The organism is Phreatobacter sp. AB_2022a (assembly GCF_026847585.1).
In the GTDB taxonomy this organism is placed as follows: domain Bacteria; phylum Pseudomonadota; class Alphaproteobacteria; order Rhizobiales; family Phreatobacteraceae; genus Phreatobacter.
The window spans coordinates 222,029-237,865 of record NZ_JAPSET010000003.1; the positions used below are offsets into that span (position 1 = coordinate 222,029).

15 protein-coding genes and 1 other RNA gene are annotated in these 15,837 nt (G+C 69.2%); 6 read left to right on the forward strand and 10 right to left on the reverse strand.

What is annotated here, in order from left to right; translation table 11 throughout:
• Positions 1-13: 13 nt before the first annotated feature.
• Positions 14-850, reverse strand: coding sequence for an alpha/beta fold hydrolase (locus OZ671_RS03755; RefSeq protein ID WP_268859479.1), 837 nt, complete (start codon positions 848-850; stop codon positions 14-16).
• 2 nt (positions 851-852) lie between these two features.
• Positions 853-1,506, reverse strand: coding sequence for a hydrolase (locus OZ671_RS03760; RefSeq protein WP_268859480.1), 654 nt, complete (start codon positions 1,504-1,506; stop codon positions 853-855).
• A gap of 171 nt (positions 1,507-1,677) precedes the next feature.
• Here OZ671_RS03760 and OZ671_RS03765 point away from each other — a divergent pair, with 171 nt between their 5' ends.
• Positions 1,678-1,935, forward strand: coding sequence for a winged helix-turn-helix transcriptional regulator (locus OZ671_RS03765; protein WP_268859481.1), 258 nt, complete (start codon positions 1,678-1,680; stop codon positions 1,933-1,935).
• Positions 1,936-1,952: 17 nt separating this feature from the next.
• Here OZ671_RS03765 and OZ671_RS03770 read toward each other — a convergent pair whose 3' ends face one another.
• Both OZ671_RS03770 and OZ671_RS03775 read right to left on the reverse strand, forming a co-directional pair.
• A complete protein-coding gene (locus OZ671_RS03770) occupies positions 1,953-2,576 on the reverse strand; it encodes a glutathione S-transferase family protein (protein ID WP_268859482.1) in 624 nt (207 codons plus the stop codon).
• Entirely contained in the window at positions 2,573-3,820 is a 1,248-nt protein-coding gene (locus OZ671_RS03775; protein ID WP_268859483.1) for an MFS transporter, read from the reverse strand. Before OZ671_RS03775 ends, OZ671_RS03770 begins: the two co-directional genes overlap by 4 nt.
• Before the next feature lie 132 nt (positions 3,821-3,952).
• Here OZ671_RS03775 and OZ671_RS03780 point away from each other — a divergent pair, with 132 nt between their 5' ends.
• Entirely contained in the window at positions 3,953-4,858 is a 906-nt protein-coding gene (locus OZ671_RS03780; RefSeq protein WP_268859484.1) for a LysR substrate-binding domain-containing protein, read from the forward strand.
• A gap of 36 nt (positions 4,859-4,894) precedes the next feature.
• On the opposite strand, the gene OZ671_RS03785 is transcribed toward OZ671_RS03780, so the two are convergent.
• Positions 4,895-5,875: an L-threonylcarbamoyladenylate synthase gene (locus OZ671_RS03785; protein WP_268859485.1), complete on the reverse strand. Its 981-nt coding sequence runs from the start codon at positions 5,873-5,875 to the stop codon at positions 4,895-4,897.
• 495 nt (positions 5,876-6,370) lie between these two features.
• Here OZ671_RS03785 and OZ671_RS03790 point away from each other — a divergent pair, with 495 nt between their 5' ends.
• The 3 genes from OZ671_RS03790 to OZ671_RS03800 all read left to right on the forward strand — a co-directional run bounded on the left by OZ671_RS03790 (position 6,371) and on the right by OZ671_RS03800 (position 9,902).
• Positions 6,371-8,152 (forward strand): acyl-CoA dehydrogenase, encoded by a 1,782-nt coding sequence (locus OZ671_RS03790; RefSeq protein WP_268859486.1) that lies wholly within the window; start codon positions 6,371-6,373, stop codon positions 8,150-8,152.
• Between the two features lie 53 nt (positions 8,153-8,205).
• Positions 8,206-8,952 (forward strand): enoyl-CoA hydratase-related protein, encoded by a 747-nt coding sequence (locus OZ671_RS03795; protein ID WP_268859487.1) that lies wholly within the window; start codon positions 8,206-8,208, stop codon positions 8,950-8,952.
• 68 nt (positions 8,953-9,020) lie between these two features.
• Positions 9,021-9,902 carry an SDR family oxidoreductase gene (locus OZ671_RS03800; RefSeq protein ID WP_268859488.1) on the forward strand — a complete coding sequence of 294 codons (882 nt, stop codon included), beginning with the start codon at positions 9,021-9,023 and terminating at the stop codon, positions 9,900-9,902.
• A gap of 95 nt (positions 9,903-9,997) precedes the next feature.
• On the opposite strand, the gene ribB is transcribed toward OZ671_RS03800, so the two are convergent.
• The 5 genes from ribB to ssrS form a co-directional block, all read right to left on the reverse strand.
• Positions 9,998-11,323 (reverse strand): 3,4-dihydroxy-2-butanone-4-phosphate synthase, encoded by a 1,326-nt coding sequence (gene ribB, locus OZ671_RS03805; protein ID WP_268859489.1) that lies wholly within the window; start codon positions 11,321-11,323, stop codon positions 9,998-10,000.
• Between the two features lie 81 nt (positions 11,324-11,404).
• Complete coding sequence (gene aroC / locus OZ671_RS03810) at positions 11,405-12,490, reverse strand: chorismate synthase (protein ID WP_268859490.1); 1,086 nt, start codon at positions 12,488-12,490, stop codon at positions 11,405-11,407.
• 52 nt (positions 12,491-12,542) lie between these two features.
• Positions 12,543-13,352 (reverse strand): TIGR00282 family metallophosphoesterase, encoded by an 810-nt coding sequence (locus OZ671_RS03815; protein ID WP_268859491.1) that lies wholly within the window; start codon positions 13,350-13,352, stop codon positions 12,543-12,545.
• On the reverse strand, positions 13,352-13,939 hold the full coding sequence (locus OZ671_RS03820; RefSeq protein ID WP_268859492.1) for a 5-formyltetrahydrofolate cyclo-ligase: 588 nt from the start codon (positions 13,937-13,939) through the stop codon (positions 13,352-13,354). The genes OZ671_RS03815 and OZ671_RS03820 overlap by 1 nt, the downstream gene beginning before the upstream one ends.
• 27 nt (positions 13,940-13,966) lie before the next feature.
• Positions 13,967-14,122, reverse strand: a non-coding RNA gene (ssrS, locus tag OZ671_RS03825) — 6S RNA.
• Between the two features lie 170 nt (positions 14,123-14,292).
• On the opposite strand from ssrS, the gene OZ671_RS03830 reads away from it, so the two are divergent.
• Positions 14,293-15,771 (forward strand): FAD-binding oxidoreductase, encoded by a 1,479-nt coding sequence (locus tag OZ671_RS03830; protein WP_268859493.1) that lies wholly within the window; start codon positions 14,293-14,295, stop codon positions 15,769-15,771.
• The last annotated feature ends 66 nt before the right edge of the window (positions 15,772-15,837 follow it).

Genomic DNA, 15,837 nt, shown 5'->3' on the forward strand with positions numbered 1-15,837 from the left:
GCCGGGGCCGCCGTCAGCCTTTGACGAAAGCGAAGAGATCGGCGTTGAGCTGGTCGGCATTGACCGTCAGCATGCCGTGCGACAGACCGGGATAGGTCTTCAGCCTCCCTTGCTTCAGGAGCCTTGCCGACAGCCTGGCGCTGGCGTCGATCGGCACGATCTGATCGTCCTCGCCATGCAGGACCAGGGTCGGCACGCCGATGGCCTCGAGGTCCTCGCTCTGGTCGGTCTCAGAGAAGGCCGCGATGCCATCGTAGTGCGCTTTCGCGCCGCCCATCATGCCCTGGCGCCACCAGTTCCAGATGACACCCTGGTCGACCTTCGCACCGGGCCGATTGAAGCCGTAGAACGGCCCGGCCGGCAGGTCGAGGAAGAACTGGGCCCGGTTGCCGGCGAGCGCCTTGCGGAGGCCGTCGAAGGTCTCGATCGGCAGGCCGCCGGGATTGCCCGCGGTCCTGAGCATCAGCGGCGGCACGGCGCTGACCAGAACGGCCTTGGCCACGCGCCCCTGCGGCTCGCCGTGCCGGGCGACGTAACGCGCGACTTCGCCGCCGCCGGTCGAGTGGCCGATATGGACCGCGTTGCGCAAGTCGAGATGCTGCACCACCGCCGCCGCGTCCGCGGCGTAATTGTCCATGGTGTGGCCGTCGGCAACCTGCGTCGAGCGCCCATGCCCCCGCCGGTCGTGGGCGACGACGCGATAGCCTTTCGACAGGAAGAAGAGCAACTGGGCGTCCCAGTCGTCCGACGACAGCGGCCAGCCATGGTGGAACATGACGGGCTGCGCATCACGGGGCCCCCAATCCTTGTAGAAGATCTCGACCCCGTCCCTGGTCGTGACGGTGGGCATGGTCAGTGACCTTCCTGCGCGCCGAACATCGTCTTGGCGTAGACGATGCCGAGGCCATAGGCCCCGCCGAACTTGCGCGCGATGCCGGTCGTCAGTTCATAGGTGTCGGTCCGCGCCCAATCGCGCTGCAACTCGAGAAGATATTGCAGCGACGTCAGGGGGCGCACGCCAGCCTGGACCATGCGGTCGACCGCGCTGCGGTGGGCCTCCTCGGAGACATCGCCGCAGGCATCGGTGACGACATAGACCTCGAAGCCCTGGTCGAGCGCCGAAAGAGCCGGGCCGACGATGCAGACGCTGGTCCACAGGCCGGCCATGACCAGACGCTTCTTGCCGATCGCATTGACTTTGGCGATGACGCCCGCGTCTTCCCAGGTGTTCATCGACGTTCGGTCGAGCATCGCCTGCCCCGGGAAAGCGGCGCTGATCTCGTCGAACATGGGGCCGGAAAAGCTCTTCTCGGCGACGGTGGTGAGAATGGTCGAGACTCCGAAACCGGCCGCCGCATGGGAGATGAGGGCCGCGTTGTTGCGCAGCGCGACCGCATCGATCGATTTCGTCGCAAAAGCCATCTGTGACTGGAAATCGATGAGGATCAGCGCGTGGTCTTTCGGGGTCAGCAAAAGTTTGCCGGGCGTCGCGGCGGCCTGGGACATGAGGAAGCTCTCCGGTTAGAATACCGGCAAGCTAATGCCGCTCAAGGGCGATAGCCATTAGTTACGCGCGGGATACTACCCAGAACCATGCACGATCTTGTTCAGGCCAATAAAATCCAAGACGATTCCTGTTTAGCGGAGCCGTTCCTCAAGTTTTTCGCGCAGGAATGGATGAGCCATGTCGTCCTGGCGCTCGCCCGTCACGAGACTTTGCGTTTCGGCGCGCTGCGCCGCGCCCTGCCGCCGGGTATTTCCGCTCGCGTCCTGTCCGCCCGGTTGAAGGCCCTGGAGGCGGCCGGCTATGTCGCGCGGCGCGACTTGAGCGGGCGCATCCGCCATGTCGAATATGCGCTGACGCCGCGGGGGCGCGAGGTCGATGCCGCGCTCGCGCGCACGGAGGCGCTGCACGCGCCCGACAGCCGGGGCTAGCGGCCCGCTGATCCGCCCTACGGTCCCGGGGCCGGCTCCGGCAGGGCAATGCCGCGCTGGACGGCCGGCCGCGCCGCCACTTCGGCGTACCAACGGCTCAGATGGGCGAAGGCGCTGATATCGAAGCCGCAGATGGCGGCGATATGCATCCAGCCGAAGGTCGCGATATCGGCGATGGAATAGTCAGCGCCGGCGAAATAGCGGTTCGCCTGCAGGTGACCGTCCATGGTGGCGAAGGCCTCCTCGGTGAGACGCCTGTAGCGCGCGATCGCCGGCGGCAGGGGCTGCTTCTCGAACATTTCGAAATGCACGCGCTGGCCGAGCAGCGGCCCGACGCTCGCGGCATGGAAGGCGAGCCACTGGATCGCCTGCCAGCGGGCCCTCGTCGCCGACGGCAGGAGCCGGCCGCCGCGCTCGGCGAGATAGAGCAGGATCGCCGCGGATTCGAACAGCGTGACGTCGGCCTCGGTATCGACGATGACAGGGATGCGGCCATGGGGATTGAGCGCCAGGAAGTCGGGCCGTCGGGCCTCACCCGCGCCGATGCGGACATGGTGCAGCTCATAGGCGAGCTCCAGCTCCTCGAGCGCGATCGTCGCCTTGAAGCCGTTTGGCGACGCGTCGGTATAGAGACGGATCATGACAGGGCCTCGCTGACCTTGGCCGGCGCCCCGGCCTCCTTGGCATCGTCCGTCTCGCCGGGCCGGTCCTTCAGCGTCAGGACGACGAGCCCGGCCAAGAGCGAGAGAACGAAGGAACCGATCCAGAGCGCGCCATAGGATCGGCCGAGATCGAACAGAAGCCCGCCGGAGAGGGCGCCGAGCGCGCCACCGAGGGCATGGCCGCTGGAAATGAGCCCCATGGCGAGGCCGATGCGCCGGACCCCGAAATGGCTGGCGGCAAGGCCGACCGTGACCGGAATGGTCGAATAGTCGACCAGGCCGAACAGCACGACGAACACATAGAGCAGGCGGATGTCGGGGGCGACGTAGAGCAGCAGCACGAAGCTTGCGGCGCGCACCACATAGATGGTGCCGAGCAGCGTCGGGCGGTGCACGCGGTCGGAGAGATAGCCCGACACCACCATGCCGGCGAAATTGACCGCCGAGAGCACGCCATAGGCCGCAGCGCTCGGCAGCGGCGGAAACCCGCAGAAGGCCGCATAGGGCAGAAGATGGGTCTCGATCGCGCCGGTGGCGGTGAAGCCGCAGACGAGGAAGCTCCAGAACAGGACATGGAAGACCGGTGCGCGGACGAGCAGCCGGACATCCTGGCGCCAGTCGCCCGCGGCGGCCGTGCCCACCGTGCGCGGCTGGTTCTTGGGCAGCAGACGGAAGGCCGCGATCGCCAGGACGAAGGCGAGCACGGCAAGCGCCGCGAAGCCATAGCGCCAGCTCGCGCTCTGCATCAGCAGCGCGACCATCGGCACAACGAGCAGCTGGCCGGCGGTCGCGCCCGACGTGCCGATCCCGGTCGCCAGCCCCCGCCCGGCCTCAAAGGTCTTGGCGATCGCCGCCGCCACGACATTGGTGGCCACCGCGGTGAAGCCGAGGGCGGCGACGACGCCGAAACCGAGGATGAACAGCGCTGCAGAGCCGGTGACCGCGACGAGGCCGGCACCGAGCCCGATCGCCGTCAGTCCGCCGGTCAGCAGCAGGCGCGGCCCGCGCGCATCGGTGAGGCCGCCGGCAAAGGGAGCCGCCGTCGCCATGACCAGCAGGGCCAGCGCGCCGATGCCGGAGATGAACGAGCGCGACCAGCCGAACTCGGCCTCGATGACCGGCATGGCGAGGCCGAGCACCGCCCGCACGGAAAAGGCGATGGCGAGCGCCGCAAACCCCACCAGCACCAGGAGCCAGGGCCCCGATCGCGTCGCAACCTGCATATCGCGCCTCACGAATGAAGGGAGATTTCCTAAACAGATACAGTGCAGTACAATAGTGACTTACACTGCATTGCAGAAACGATTCATTCTCCCCTCTGGCATTAGGTAGGCTAAATTCTGATGAGTCCGGTCATGCCCCTGCTCGCGCTCCGCGCCTTCGCCGAGACCGGCCGGCGCGGCAGCATCAAACAGGCCGCCGAAACGATGGGCGTGACCTCGGGGGCGGTCAGCCAGCAGATCCGGCTGCTGGAGGCACGGACCGGCACGGCCCTGTTCAGCCGAACCCGCTACGGCATGCAGTTGACCGAGGCCGGAGCCAGGGTCCATGGCCAGGTGCTGCGCGCCTTCGACCAGCTTGCCGAAGCGCTCGGCACGCTGGAAGCGTCCGCAGCGCGCAGGACGCTGACGGTGACCACGGCCCCATCCTTCGCGGCCTCATGGCTGATCCCGCGGCTCGGCCGCTTCACCGCCGCGCATCCAGAGATCGAGGTCCGGGTGGAGGCGGCGCAGGAGGTGGTCGACCTGCGCAGCGGCCGCGTCGACATGGCAATCCGCCATGGCCTCGGCCGCTATCCAGGGCTCGAGGCGGTGCACCTGATGGCGCCGGCAATGGTGCCGGTCGGCAGCCCGGGCCTCATCGCCGCCGGCCCGCCGATCGCCACCCCTGGCGACTGCCTCGCCTATCCCCTGCTGCAGGACAATGACCGCGCCGACTGGCCGCTCTGGCTGAGGGCCCACGGCATGACCGGCGGGGATGTCGAGCCCGGCGGCCGGGCGACGCGCGGGCCGAGCTTCGACGACGACTTCCTCCTGATCCGCGCCGCGGAAGCGGGTCAGGGGCTGGCGCTGGTGCGCGACATCTATGCTGCCGGCGAGATTGCCGCCGGGCGCCTTGCCCTGGCGCTGGACCGGCCCTGGCCGACCGCCTTCGCCTATTACATCGTGACCGCGCCGGAGGCGGCGAACCGGCCGGCGGTCGCCGCCTTCAGCGCCTGGCTGCAGCGCGAGGCGAAGTCTCAAGAGGAGGAGGCGGCTTGATGCCGGCCCCGAGACGCGACCGGCGCCCTCTGCCGGTCAGTCGCGCGGCGCCGCGGCGCGAGCGAGGCGATCGCGGATGGCTTCGCCGAGCCCGTCATGGGGCACCGGCATGACCGCGATGCCTGTCGCCCCGGCCGCGTCCAGGGCGCGCAGGTGGCCGAAGAGATTGGCCGCGGCCTCGGCGAGGTCGCCGGCAGCCGAAAGGTTCAGAACCGGTCCGTCATGCGGCGGCATCGCGGCGCCGAAGGCGAGCAGGGCCTCGCCCGGCGCGACCGAGACCGCGTCGAGCCGGACATGGGCACGCGGCGCATAATGCGAAGCGAGCATGCCCGGCGCGAGCGGCGCCGCCTCGGCCCGCGCCGCCTTGGCCGCCGTTCCCGGCGGCCGGCCGAGGACCTTGGCGAGAGCGGCCCGCGACACTCCGCCCGGACGCAGCAGGACCGGCCCGCCGTCGAGGCAGGCGACGATGGTCGATTCGACCCCGACCAGGGTCGGGCCGGCATCGAGGACCGCGTCGATCCGGCCGTCGAGATCGGCGAGGACATGATCCGCATCGGTCGGGCTGACATGGCCCGACCGGTTGGCCGAGGGCCCGGCGATCGGCCTGCCGGCCGCCTCCAGCAGGGCATGCGCCACCGGATGGTCGGGTACGCGCAGGCCGACCGTGTCGAGCCCGGCGCGGGCGAGCTCGGAGATCGGGCTGCCGGCGGCGAGCGGCACGACCAGGGTCAGCGGTCCCGGCCAGAACGCCTCGGCGAGCGCTTCGGCGGCCGCATCGAACCGGCCGAGCGCGAGCGCCGCCTCGCGCGTCGCGACATGGGCGATCAGCGGATTGAAGCTCGGCCGTCCCTTGGCCTCGTAGATCCCGGCAACCGCCCGGCCGTCGGTCGCGTCCGCGCCAAGGCCATAGACGGTCTCGGTCGGGAAGGCGACGAGACCGCCCGCGCGCAGCAGCCGGCCGGCTTCGGCGAGCCCGGCGGCGTCGGGAGCGAGGCGTAACGTCTGGCGCGAGGTCATGGCGGCGAACTTGCGTTGTTTGAACCCTGCATCAGGGACGGCCGTGGTTCGAGGCTGGCTCCGCTCGCACCTCACCATGAGGGAGGGACGTGGACCGCATCAGCGTCGCTCACGATGCCTTGCGCATTGCGAGCACTTCGCACTGCCCGTGCTGCAACGCCCGCAGAGCTTCGTGAAGCCCGCTGCCGCCACTCACCAGCCACCCTCGCGGTGAGGTGCGAGCGGAGCCAGCCTCGAACCACGGCCAAGCGTCATGCAAGGCGTGTATCCCACCTGTATCCCAAAAACGGCGGACAATAGAAGACACCGGATACAACTGGTCACCGGCACGGCATCAGCACCATCTTCCGTTGACGTAAACGTCAAACGATTCTATCCCTCGTTCGTCCAGATCGCGCGCCGTGCCGTTGCACGACGGACGCGGCTTCGCCATGGTGCCGGGCATTCTCGCGGCCACAGGCGACTGGACCGAGGACGGCCGCGCGGAGGAGACCAATGAGCTATCGCGCGCCCGTCACCGACATCGCCAAGACACTGAAACACGTCGCGGGCCTCGATCGCGCCCTGGCCGACGGCCTCTATGGCGAGCTGACGCCGGATCTCGTCGATGCCGTGCTCGAAGAGGCCGCCAAATTCGCCGCCGACCGCATCGCACCGCTGAACACGGTCGGCGACAGGACCGGCACGCCCTTCAAGGACGGCAAGGTGACCATGCCGGCCGGCTGGAAGGAGACCTATACCGACTGGGCGGCCGCCGGCTGGAACGGCCTGATGGCGGACGCTGCCTTCGGCGGCCAGGGCCTGCCCTGCGTCATCAACGCGGCCTGCCTCGAAATGTGGAACGCGGCTTCGAGCGCCTTCGGCCTCGGCCCGCTCCTGACCCAGGGCGCGATCGAAGCGATATCGGCCCATGCCTCGGACGAGCTGAAGGCAATCTACCTGCCGAAAATGGTGTCGGGCGAGTGGACCGGCACGATGAACCTCACCGAGCCGTCGGCCGGCTCGGATCTCGCGGGCCTGAGGACGCGCGCGACCCGCGCCGCCGACGGCACCTACCGGATCACCGGCTCGAAGATCTTCATCACCTATGGCGAGCACGACCTGACCGAGAATATCGTGCACCTGGTCCTCGCCAGGCTGCCGGATGCGCCCGGCGGCACCAAGGGCATCTCGCTGTTCATCGTGCCGAAGTTCCTGGTCAATGCCGACGGCTCGCTCGGCGCGCGCAACGACGTGCGCTGCCATTCGATCGAGCACAAGCTCGGCGTCCACGGCTCGCCGACCTGCACCATGGTCTATGGCGATGCCGGCGGCGCGGTGGGCTATCTCGTCGGCGAGGAGAACCGCGGCCTCGCCGCCATGTTCACCATGATGAACAATGCCCGCCTCGCGGTGGCGCTGCAGGGCGTCGCCATTGCCGAGCGCGCCACCCAGCAGGCGCTCGCCTATGCCGAGGAGCGGCGCCAGGGCCGCGCGCCCGGCTATGCCGGCGAAGGCATGAGCCCGATCATCCTGCATCCCGACGTCAGGCGCATGCTGGCGACGATGCGCGGCTACACGCAGGGCGCCCGCGCCATCTGCTACATGCTGGCCGCCGAGATCGACCGGGCCCATCTCGGCCGGACCGAGGCCGAGCGCGCGGCCGGCCAGGCGCGCGCCTCGCTGCTCACCCCGATCGCCAAGGCCTTCTCCACCGACATCGGCAACGAGGTCGCCTCCCTCGGCGTGCAGGTGCATGGCGGCATGGGTTTCGTCGAGGAGACGGGTGCCGCCCAGCACATGCGCGATGCCCGCATCTTCGCCATCTATGAAGGCACCAATGGCATCCAGGCGATCGATCTCGTCACCCGCAAGATCGGCCTCGAAGGCGGCAAGCTGGTCGCCGACGAGATCGCCCGCATGCGGGCGATCGTCGCCAAGGTGGTCGGCACCAACGCCTCCGGCTTCGGCCGCACCGCCTCGCGTCTGACAGAAGCGATCGACAGCCTGGAACGGGCGACGGCGCATCTGCTCGCCGCGCTGAAATCCGATCCGGCCGACGCGCTGGCCGGCGCGACGCCCTATGCCCGGCTGTTCGGCCTCGCCCTCGGCGGCGCCGCGCTCGCCGAGAAGGCCCTGGCCGAGCGCGAGGACGGCGGCGGCGAAGCGGCGCAGGCCGCCACCGCCATGGCGCGCTTCTTCGCCGAGAACCTGAGCCCCGCCGCCCCGGGCCTCGAAGCCGCGGTGACGGAGGGCGCGGAGAGCGTCAACGATCTGGCCCTGCAGCCTGCTGGATGAGTCCAGCCGGCGGCGCGGCCCCAACCTTGTCGAGATGAGGCCGAGGACCTGGCATGACCGATCACGTTTCCATCGCAAGGCACGACAATGGCGTCGTGCTGGTTCGCATGAACCGGCTCGACAAGAAGAACGCGCTGACCGGCGACATGTACGACCGGATGCGCGGCGTGATCGAGAATGCGCCGGCCGAGGGCACGCGAGCCGTGGTCTTCGCCGGCGGTCCCGGCGTCTTCACCTCCGGCAACGACATTGCCGACTTCATGGCGCGCTCCTCGGGCGGCGACGGCGCCTCGCCGGCCTTTCGTTTCATCAAGGCGCTCGCCACTGTCGAAGTGCCGATGATCGCCGCCATCGACGGCCTGGCGATCGGCGTCGGCACGACCATGGTGCTGCACATGGACCTTGCCTATGCGAGCCCCAGGGCGCAGTTCCGCATGCCCTTCGTCGACCTCGGCCTGGTGCCGGAAGCGGCGTCCTCGCTCCTCCTGCCGCAGCTCGCCGGCTTCAAGAAGGCGAGCGAATATCTGATGCTCGCCGACGGCTTCGGCGCGCGCGAAGCGGTCGAGATGGGCATGATCAATGCCGAAGTGCCGGAAGCCGAACTGGAGGCGAAGGCTCTCGACGCGGCGGCGCGCCTCGCCGCCAAGCCGCCCCAGGCTCTCGCCCATACCCGCCGGCTGATCCGGGGCGGCGCCGAGGCGCTGCGCCGGCGGATGGACGAGGAAGGCGTGCTGTTCGGCCAGCAGCTGATGTCGGACGAGGCGCGCAAGGCCTTCGCCGCCTTCATGACCCGCAAATGACGACAGGACGCAAGACCTGAAGCCGCGCCGATGCCAGGCTCGGTGATCGCGATCCAGGGGAGGAGATCATGAGCCTGAAAGGCAAGACGCTGTTCATCACCGGCGCCTCGCGCGGCATCGGCCTTGCAATCGGCCTCAGAGCGGCGCGCGACGGCGCGAATGTGGTGGTCGCCGCCAAGACCGAGACCGCCCACCCGAAGCTGCCCGGCACCATCCATACCGCAGCCGAGGAACTGAAGGCCGCCGGCGGCAATGCCCTGCCGCTGGTGGTCGACGTGCGCGAGGAGGAGAGCGTCGCCGGCGCCATCGCCAGGACGGTCGAGCATTTCGGCGGCCTCGACATCGTCGTCAACAACGCCTCGGCGATCAACCTCGCGCCGGTCGACAAGCTCGACATGAAGCGGTTCGACCTGATGCACCAGGTCAATGCCCGCGGCACCTATCTCGTCTCGAAATACGCTATCCCGCATCTGCGGGAGAGCGCGGCGGCCGGCCGCAACCCGCATATCCTGGCGCTGTCGCCGCCGCTCGACATGAACGTCAAATGGTTCGCCGGCACCACCGGCTATTCCATGGCCAAGTTCGGCATGAGCCTCGTCGTGCTCGGCCTGTCGGGCGAATTGAAGGGCGAGGTCGGCGTCAACGCGCTCTGGCCGCGCACCACCATCGCAACCTCGGCGATCAAGAATCTGCTCGGCGGCGACAGCCTGATGCGCCAGAGCCGGTCGCCGGAGATCCTTGCCGACGCGGCCTGGCGCATCTTCAACAAGCCGTCCGATTTCACCGGCCATTTCCTCGTCGACGACACGTTCCTGGCCGGCGAGGGCGTCACCGATTTCGACGTCTACCGGATGGATCCGAGCCAGGCTCTGGCACCGGATTTCTTCGTGCCCGAAGCGATCAAGCCGCCGGCGACGGCAAGCTACGGGCCACTGACGCCGAAAGGCTGACCCCGCCCGGCCGCTCCGCCCTGCATGTCATGCGCGCCGCTGCATCGCCTGCGCCGCCGCAGATCGGCCCTGAAGCAGCGGGCCGAGGGCCGCGCTCAGCCGTCGAGCATTTCGGTTTCCTTGATCTCGATGCCGAAGCCGCCGAGGCCGACATAACGGCGGTTCTTGAAGGCGAGCAGGGAGATCGAGTTGACGCCGAGATCGCGCAGGATCTGCGCACCGAGGCCGATCTCGCGCCACTGCTCGTCGCGCAGGCGCGCCGAGCCGTGGCTCTCGTGAATGTCGGGCGGCGGGGCGGTCGCGGCGAGCGACTGGCTGGGCACGCCGGCGGTGCCGTCGCGCAGATAGATCATCACGCCGCCGCGCTCCGCGAGGCGCTTCATGGCGCAGTCGAGCACCGGGTTCTTGCCGAAGACGTCGCGCAGCACGGTCTCGCGGTGCAGCCTGACCAGCGTCGTGGCGCCGTCCTCGACCTCGCCGAACACCACGGCGAGGTGCTCCACCTTGTCGTAGGGCGTGCGATAGGCAATGCCGCGGGCGGGCCCATAGGGCGTCTCGATCGCGAACTCGCCGGCACGCTCGACCAGACGGTCGCGCGCCTGGCGGTATTTGATGAGATCGGCGACCGATACCTTGGCGAGACCATGCTTCTCGGCGAAGGCCGTCACCTGCGGGCCGCGCGTCACCGTGCCGTCGTCATTGACCAGCTCGCAGATGACGCCGACCGGCGGCAGACCGGCGAGCTTGCAGAGATCGACCGCCGCCTCGGTATGGCCGGAGCGCATCAGCACGCCGCCGTCCTTGGCGATCAGCGGGAAGATGTGGCCCGGGCGCACGAAATCGACGGCGCCGGCATTGGGATTGGCGAGCGCCCGGACGGTCGCGGTGCGGTCGTCGGCCGAAATGCCGGTGGTCGTGCCATGGCGGTAGTCGACCGAGACGGTGAAGGCCGTGCCGTGCGGACTGTCGTTCGAGGACACCATCGGATCGAGCCGGAGCCGCCGCGCCTCCTCGATCGACAGGGGCGTGCAGACGATGCCGGAGGTGTGGCGGACGATGAAGGCCATCTGCTCCGGCGTGCAGAGCGAGGCGGCGACGATCAGGTCGCCTTCGTTCTCGCGGTCGTCGTCGTCGGTGACCACGACGATCTCACCCCTGGCGAAGGCGTCGAGGGCCGCCTTCACGCGCTCGGTGGCTTCCAGCATGGCATTTTCCTCATCGCGCGGCCCCTTGAGGCCGATGAAATCGTTGGGGGTGACGGCGCCGGCGGTCAGTTCGGCAATGCGCGCCGCGGTTTCGCGCGACATCCAGGGCGCCTCGCCGTTGCACAGCGCGGTGATCGTCGCGGGCGAAACGCCGAGGCTGCGGGCGAAGGCCTGCCGGGTGATGCCGGCGCGGGAGAGCCAGATGTCGAGCTTCATGTTCCCCAAAATGGGGAAGCCGAGGCCTTCAGTCAAACTGAAATCCACACATTCCAGATCTGTCTTTCAGCAGGACTGAAATCAGCCGTTCTGGGCGCGGTGCCGCAGGTAATGGTCGGCAATGACGCAGGCGACCATCGCCTCGCCCACCGGCACGGCGCGGATGCCGACGCAGGGATCGTGCCGCCCCTTGGTCAGAATATCGGCCTCGCCGCCATGCTTGTCGATGGTCAGGCGCGGATTGAGGATCGAGGACGTCGGTTTGACCGCGAAGCGCGCGATGATCGGCTGGCCGGTGGAAATGCCGCCCAGAATGCCGCCGGCATGGTTGGCGAGGAACAGCGGCTCGCCGTCATTGCCCATGCGCATCTCGTCGGCATTCTCTTCGCCCGACAGCGCGGCGGCGCCGAAGCCGGCGCCGATCTCGACGCCCTTGACCGCATTGATGCCCATGAGGGCGGCGGCAATGTCGGCATCGAGCTTGGCATAGATGGGGGCGCCGAGGCCGGCCGGGACGCCTTCGGCGACGATCTCCAGGACCGCGCCGATCGACGAGCCGGCCTTGCGGATGCCGTCGAGATAGGTCTCGTAGAAGGCGGCCTTGTCCCGGTCCGGGCAGAAGAACGGGTTGTTGCCGATCTCGTCCCAGTCCCACTTGTCGCGGTCGATGGCATGCGGGCCCATCTGGACGAGGGCACCGCGCACGTCCAGCCCGGGCACGATCTTGCGGGCGATGGCGCCGGCCGCGACCCGCGCCGCCGTCTCGCGCGCGGAGGACCGGCCGCCGCCGCGATAGTCGCGAATGCCGTATTTCATCTCATAGGTGAAATCGGCATGGCCCGGCCGGAACTTGTCCTTGATGTCGGAATAGTCCTTGGAGCGCTGGTCGGTGTTCTCGATCAGCAGCGCGATCGGCGTGCCGGTCGTGACCTGGACGCCGTCATCGTCGACCATGACCCCGGAGAGGATCTTCACCGCGTCGGGCTCGCGCCGCTGGGTGGTGAACCGCGACTGGCCCGGCCGGCGGCGGTCGAGATCGGCCTGGATCTCCTCGGCGGTGAGCGGAATGCGCGGCGGGCAGCCGTCGACCACGCAGCCGAGCGCCACCCCGTGGCTCTCGCCGAAGGTGGTGACGCGGAACAGATGGCCGAAAGTATTGTGCGACATGGCGGTTCGTTAGGCGCAAAGCCCCGATGCGGTCAAGGGCGGCGGGCGCCCGTCACTCCGGCATGACCTGGTCGAGCCGGCCGCCGAGGCGCAGCGGCTGGCAGCGCGTCGCAAGCCCGCCATCGGCGATGTCGACCACCAGGCCCGACAAGGTCGCCGGGCCGCCGGCCGGCTCGAACTTGCCGCCCGGCGTCTTCTCGCGCATGCGGCGCAGCGGCTCGGCCTTGTCCATGCCGATGACCGAATCGTAATCGCCGCACATGCCGACATCGGTCATGTAGGCTGTGCCGCCCGGCAGCACCCGGTGGTCGGAGGTCGGTACATGGGTGTGGGTGCCGATGACGAGCGAGGCACGCCCGTCGAAGAGATGGCCGAAGACCTGCTTCTCGCTGGTCGCCTCGGCATGGATGTCGATGACCGCGGCATCGGCGACCCGGCCGAGCGGGGCGGCGTCGAGCTCGCGCTCCACCGCCGCGAAAGGGTCGTCCATCGCGTCCATGAACACCCGGCCCATGGCATTGACGACCAGCACGCGCGCCCCCTTGCGCGTCTCGATCAGCGCGGCGCCCCGGCCGGGCGTGCCGGAGGGATAGTTGACCGGCCGGACGAGGCGCGGCGCCCGGTCGATGAAGACCAGCGCCTCGCGCTGGTCCCAGGAATGATTGCCGAGCGTGACGCAGTCGGCGCCGGCGTCGAGCAGTTCCTGGTAGATGGCTTCGGTGATGCCGAAACCATGGGCGGCGTTCTCGCCGTTGATCACGACGCAATCGAGCTTCAAGGCGGCGACGAGGCCCGGCAGCTTTTCGGTGACGGCGACCCGGCCGGCCTTGCCGACGACGTCACCGAGGAACAGGAGGCGCATCAGGGGGCCCTATATCCGGTCTCGGTCAGGATGGCGTCGAGCCTGCGGTCGTGCGGCTCCACCGGAATGACTTCGACCTGCTGGACGGAAAAAGCAACCCCGATGGCGAGCCGGCGAACCGTCGCGTCGAGCCTGGCGAAGGCCCGGTCGTAATGGCCCTTGCCGTAGCCGATGCGGTTGAAGGCGGCGTCGAAGGCGGCGAGCGGCGTGATCAGGATGTCGGGCTCGACCTCCGGCGCGCGCGCATCCGGCCCGAACGTGCCGAAGCCCATCGGAACCAGCGGCGCGCCGCGCTCCATCAGGCGGAACACCATGGGCGTGGAGCGCGAGGGAAAGGCCGGCAGCGCCAGCCGGGCGCCTGCGGCGCGCAGCCGGTCCATCAGCGGCCGGACGTCGATTTCGGACTGGATCGGCAGGAAACCGGAAACGACCTTGCCGGCAACCGCGATCCGGTCGAGCGGGAACAGGGCCGCGACCGCGAGAGATGCCTCGATGCGGGCTTCGACGGACAGGGCGTCGCGGCGGCCAAGCGCCGCATCGCGCAGGGCAGCTTTGGATAAGGCCGCGGCTTCGGACAATGTCTGCATCGGCCCCGCAAGGCGAGCGAATGAAACGGTAGAGCCGCTCCGCCGTTGGACGCTCGATCCCGGGAACCTACCTAAGTAGGTGGGCGCCATATGTCCCAGTCCAGGGACCGGGTCAGGGACAGCTCCCGTTGAGATCGATAAGGCCCCGGGGAATTATGGTCCTGACGGGCGTCGCAGCTCTGTCACGAACATAGGCTCTGCGCCGCCCGAGAGGAAGGGGTTCGCAGGCCTGCCCGACCGGAAATTCGCGTCCGCCGGACGGCCCGCGCAGAGCGCTGCCGCCACGCCATTTGACAGGACAACGCGGCCCGGCGGAAAGATGGCCGGCCGCCCTCCAGCCGACAGCGCCCGCCATGCCGCATTCGCCGCTCCCGCCGCCGCCCGTCCCGCCGCTCGCGCCCGCGCTGATCGAGCGCTTCGCCTCGATCGTCGGCGCGCGCCATGCCCTGACCGACCCCGCCGACCAGGCGCCCTATCTGAAGGACTGGCGCGACCTCTATCCGGCGCGCACGCAGCTCGTGCTGCGGCCGGCGGCGACCGAGGAGGTCGCGGCGATCCTCAGGCTCGCCAGCGAAACCGGAACGCGGGTGGTGCCGCAGGGCGGCGCCACCGGCCTCGTCGGCGGCCACCTGCCCTTCGCGGAAGGCGGCGAGATCATCGTCTCGCTGACCCGCATGAAGGCGATCCGGGCCGTCGACCCCGCCGGCAACACCCTGATCGCCGAAGCCGGCGTGACGCTGCAGGAGGCGCAGGATGCCGCCGCGGCGGTCGGCCGGCTGTTCCCCCTGAATATCGGCTCGAAAGGCTCCTGCACCATCGGCGGCAATCTCGCCACCAATGCGGGCGGCACCCAGGCGGTCGCCTATGGGCTCGCCCGCGACCAGGTGCTGGGCCTCGAAGTGGTGCTCGCCGATGGACGGATCTGGCACGGCTTGAGGACGCTGAAGAAGGACAATACCGGCTACGACCTGAAGCACCTGTTCATCGGCGCGGAGGGGACGCTCGGCATCATCACCGCGGCATCGCTGAAGCTGGTCGCGGCGCCACGGGCGGTGGAGGCCGCCTGGGTCGGCCTCGTTTCGCCCGCCGCGGCGCTGGCCCTGCTCGCCCGCGCGCAGGAGCGTGCCGGCCTCGCGGTGACCGGTTTCGAACTGATGCCGCGCAACCTCTTCGAATTCGTGCTGCGTCACATGCCCGGCGCGCGCGATCCCCTGGGCGCGCCCGCGCCCTGGTACTGCCTCGTCGAACTCGCCTCGCCCGCGGCGGCGGGCCTGCGCGACATGCTCGAGGACATCCTCGCCTCGGCGCTGGAGGACGGTCTCGTCGCGGATGCGGCGGTCGCCGACAGCAGCGCCCAGCGCGAGGCCTTCTGGCGCTGGCGCGAAGGCATGAGCGAGATGCAGAAACCGGAAGGCGGATCGATCAAGCACGACGTCTCGGTGCCGGTCGCCTCCGTGCCGGCCTTCATCGCCGAGGCCTCGGCGGCCTGCGAGGCGCTGATCCCCGGCTGCCGGCCAGTGCCGTTCGGCCATCTCGGCGACGGCAATATCCACTTCAACGTCAGCCAGCCGGTCGGTGCCGACAAGGACGGCTTCCTTGCCCGCTATGACGAGGTGAACGCACTGGTGCACGGCATCGTCGCCCGTTTCGGCGGCTCCATCTCGGCCGAGCACGGCATCGGCCGGATGAAGCGCGACCTGCTGCCGGCGGTGAAGGACCCGGTGGAGCTCGACCTGATGCGCAGCGTGAAGGCCCTGCTCGACCCGAAGGGCATCCTCAATCCGGGCAAGGTCCTGTCGATGCCGGCGCATGGCGTCGAGGCCGATCGCTGACGCCCGCCCATTGCGCCGCGGCGGGCCGCGAACCACGACGGCGCTTGCCGCAAGACCCACCTGCCG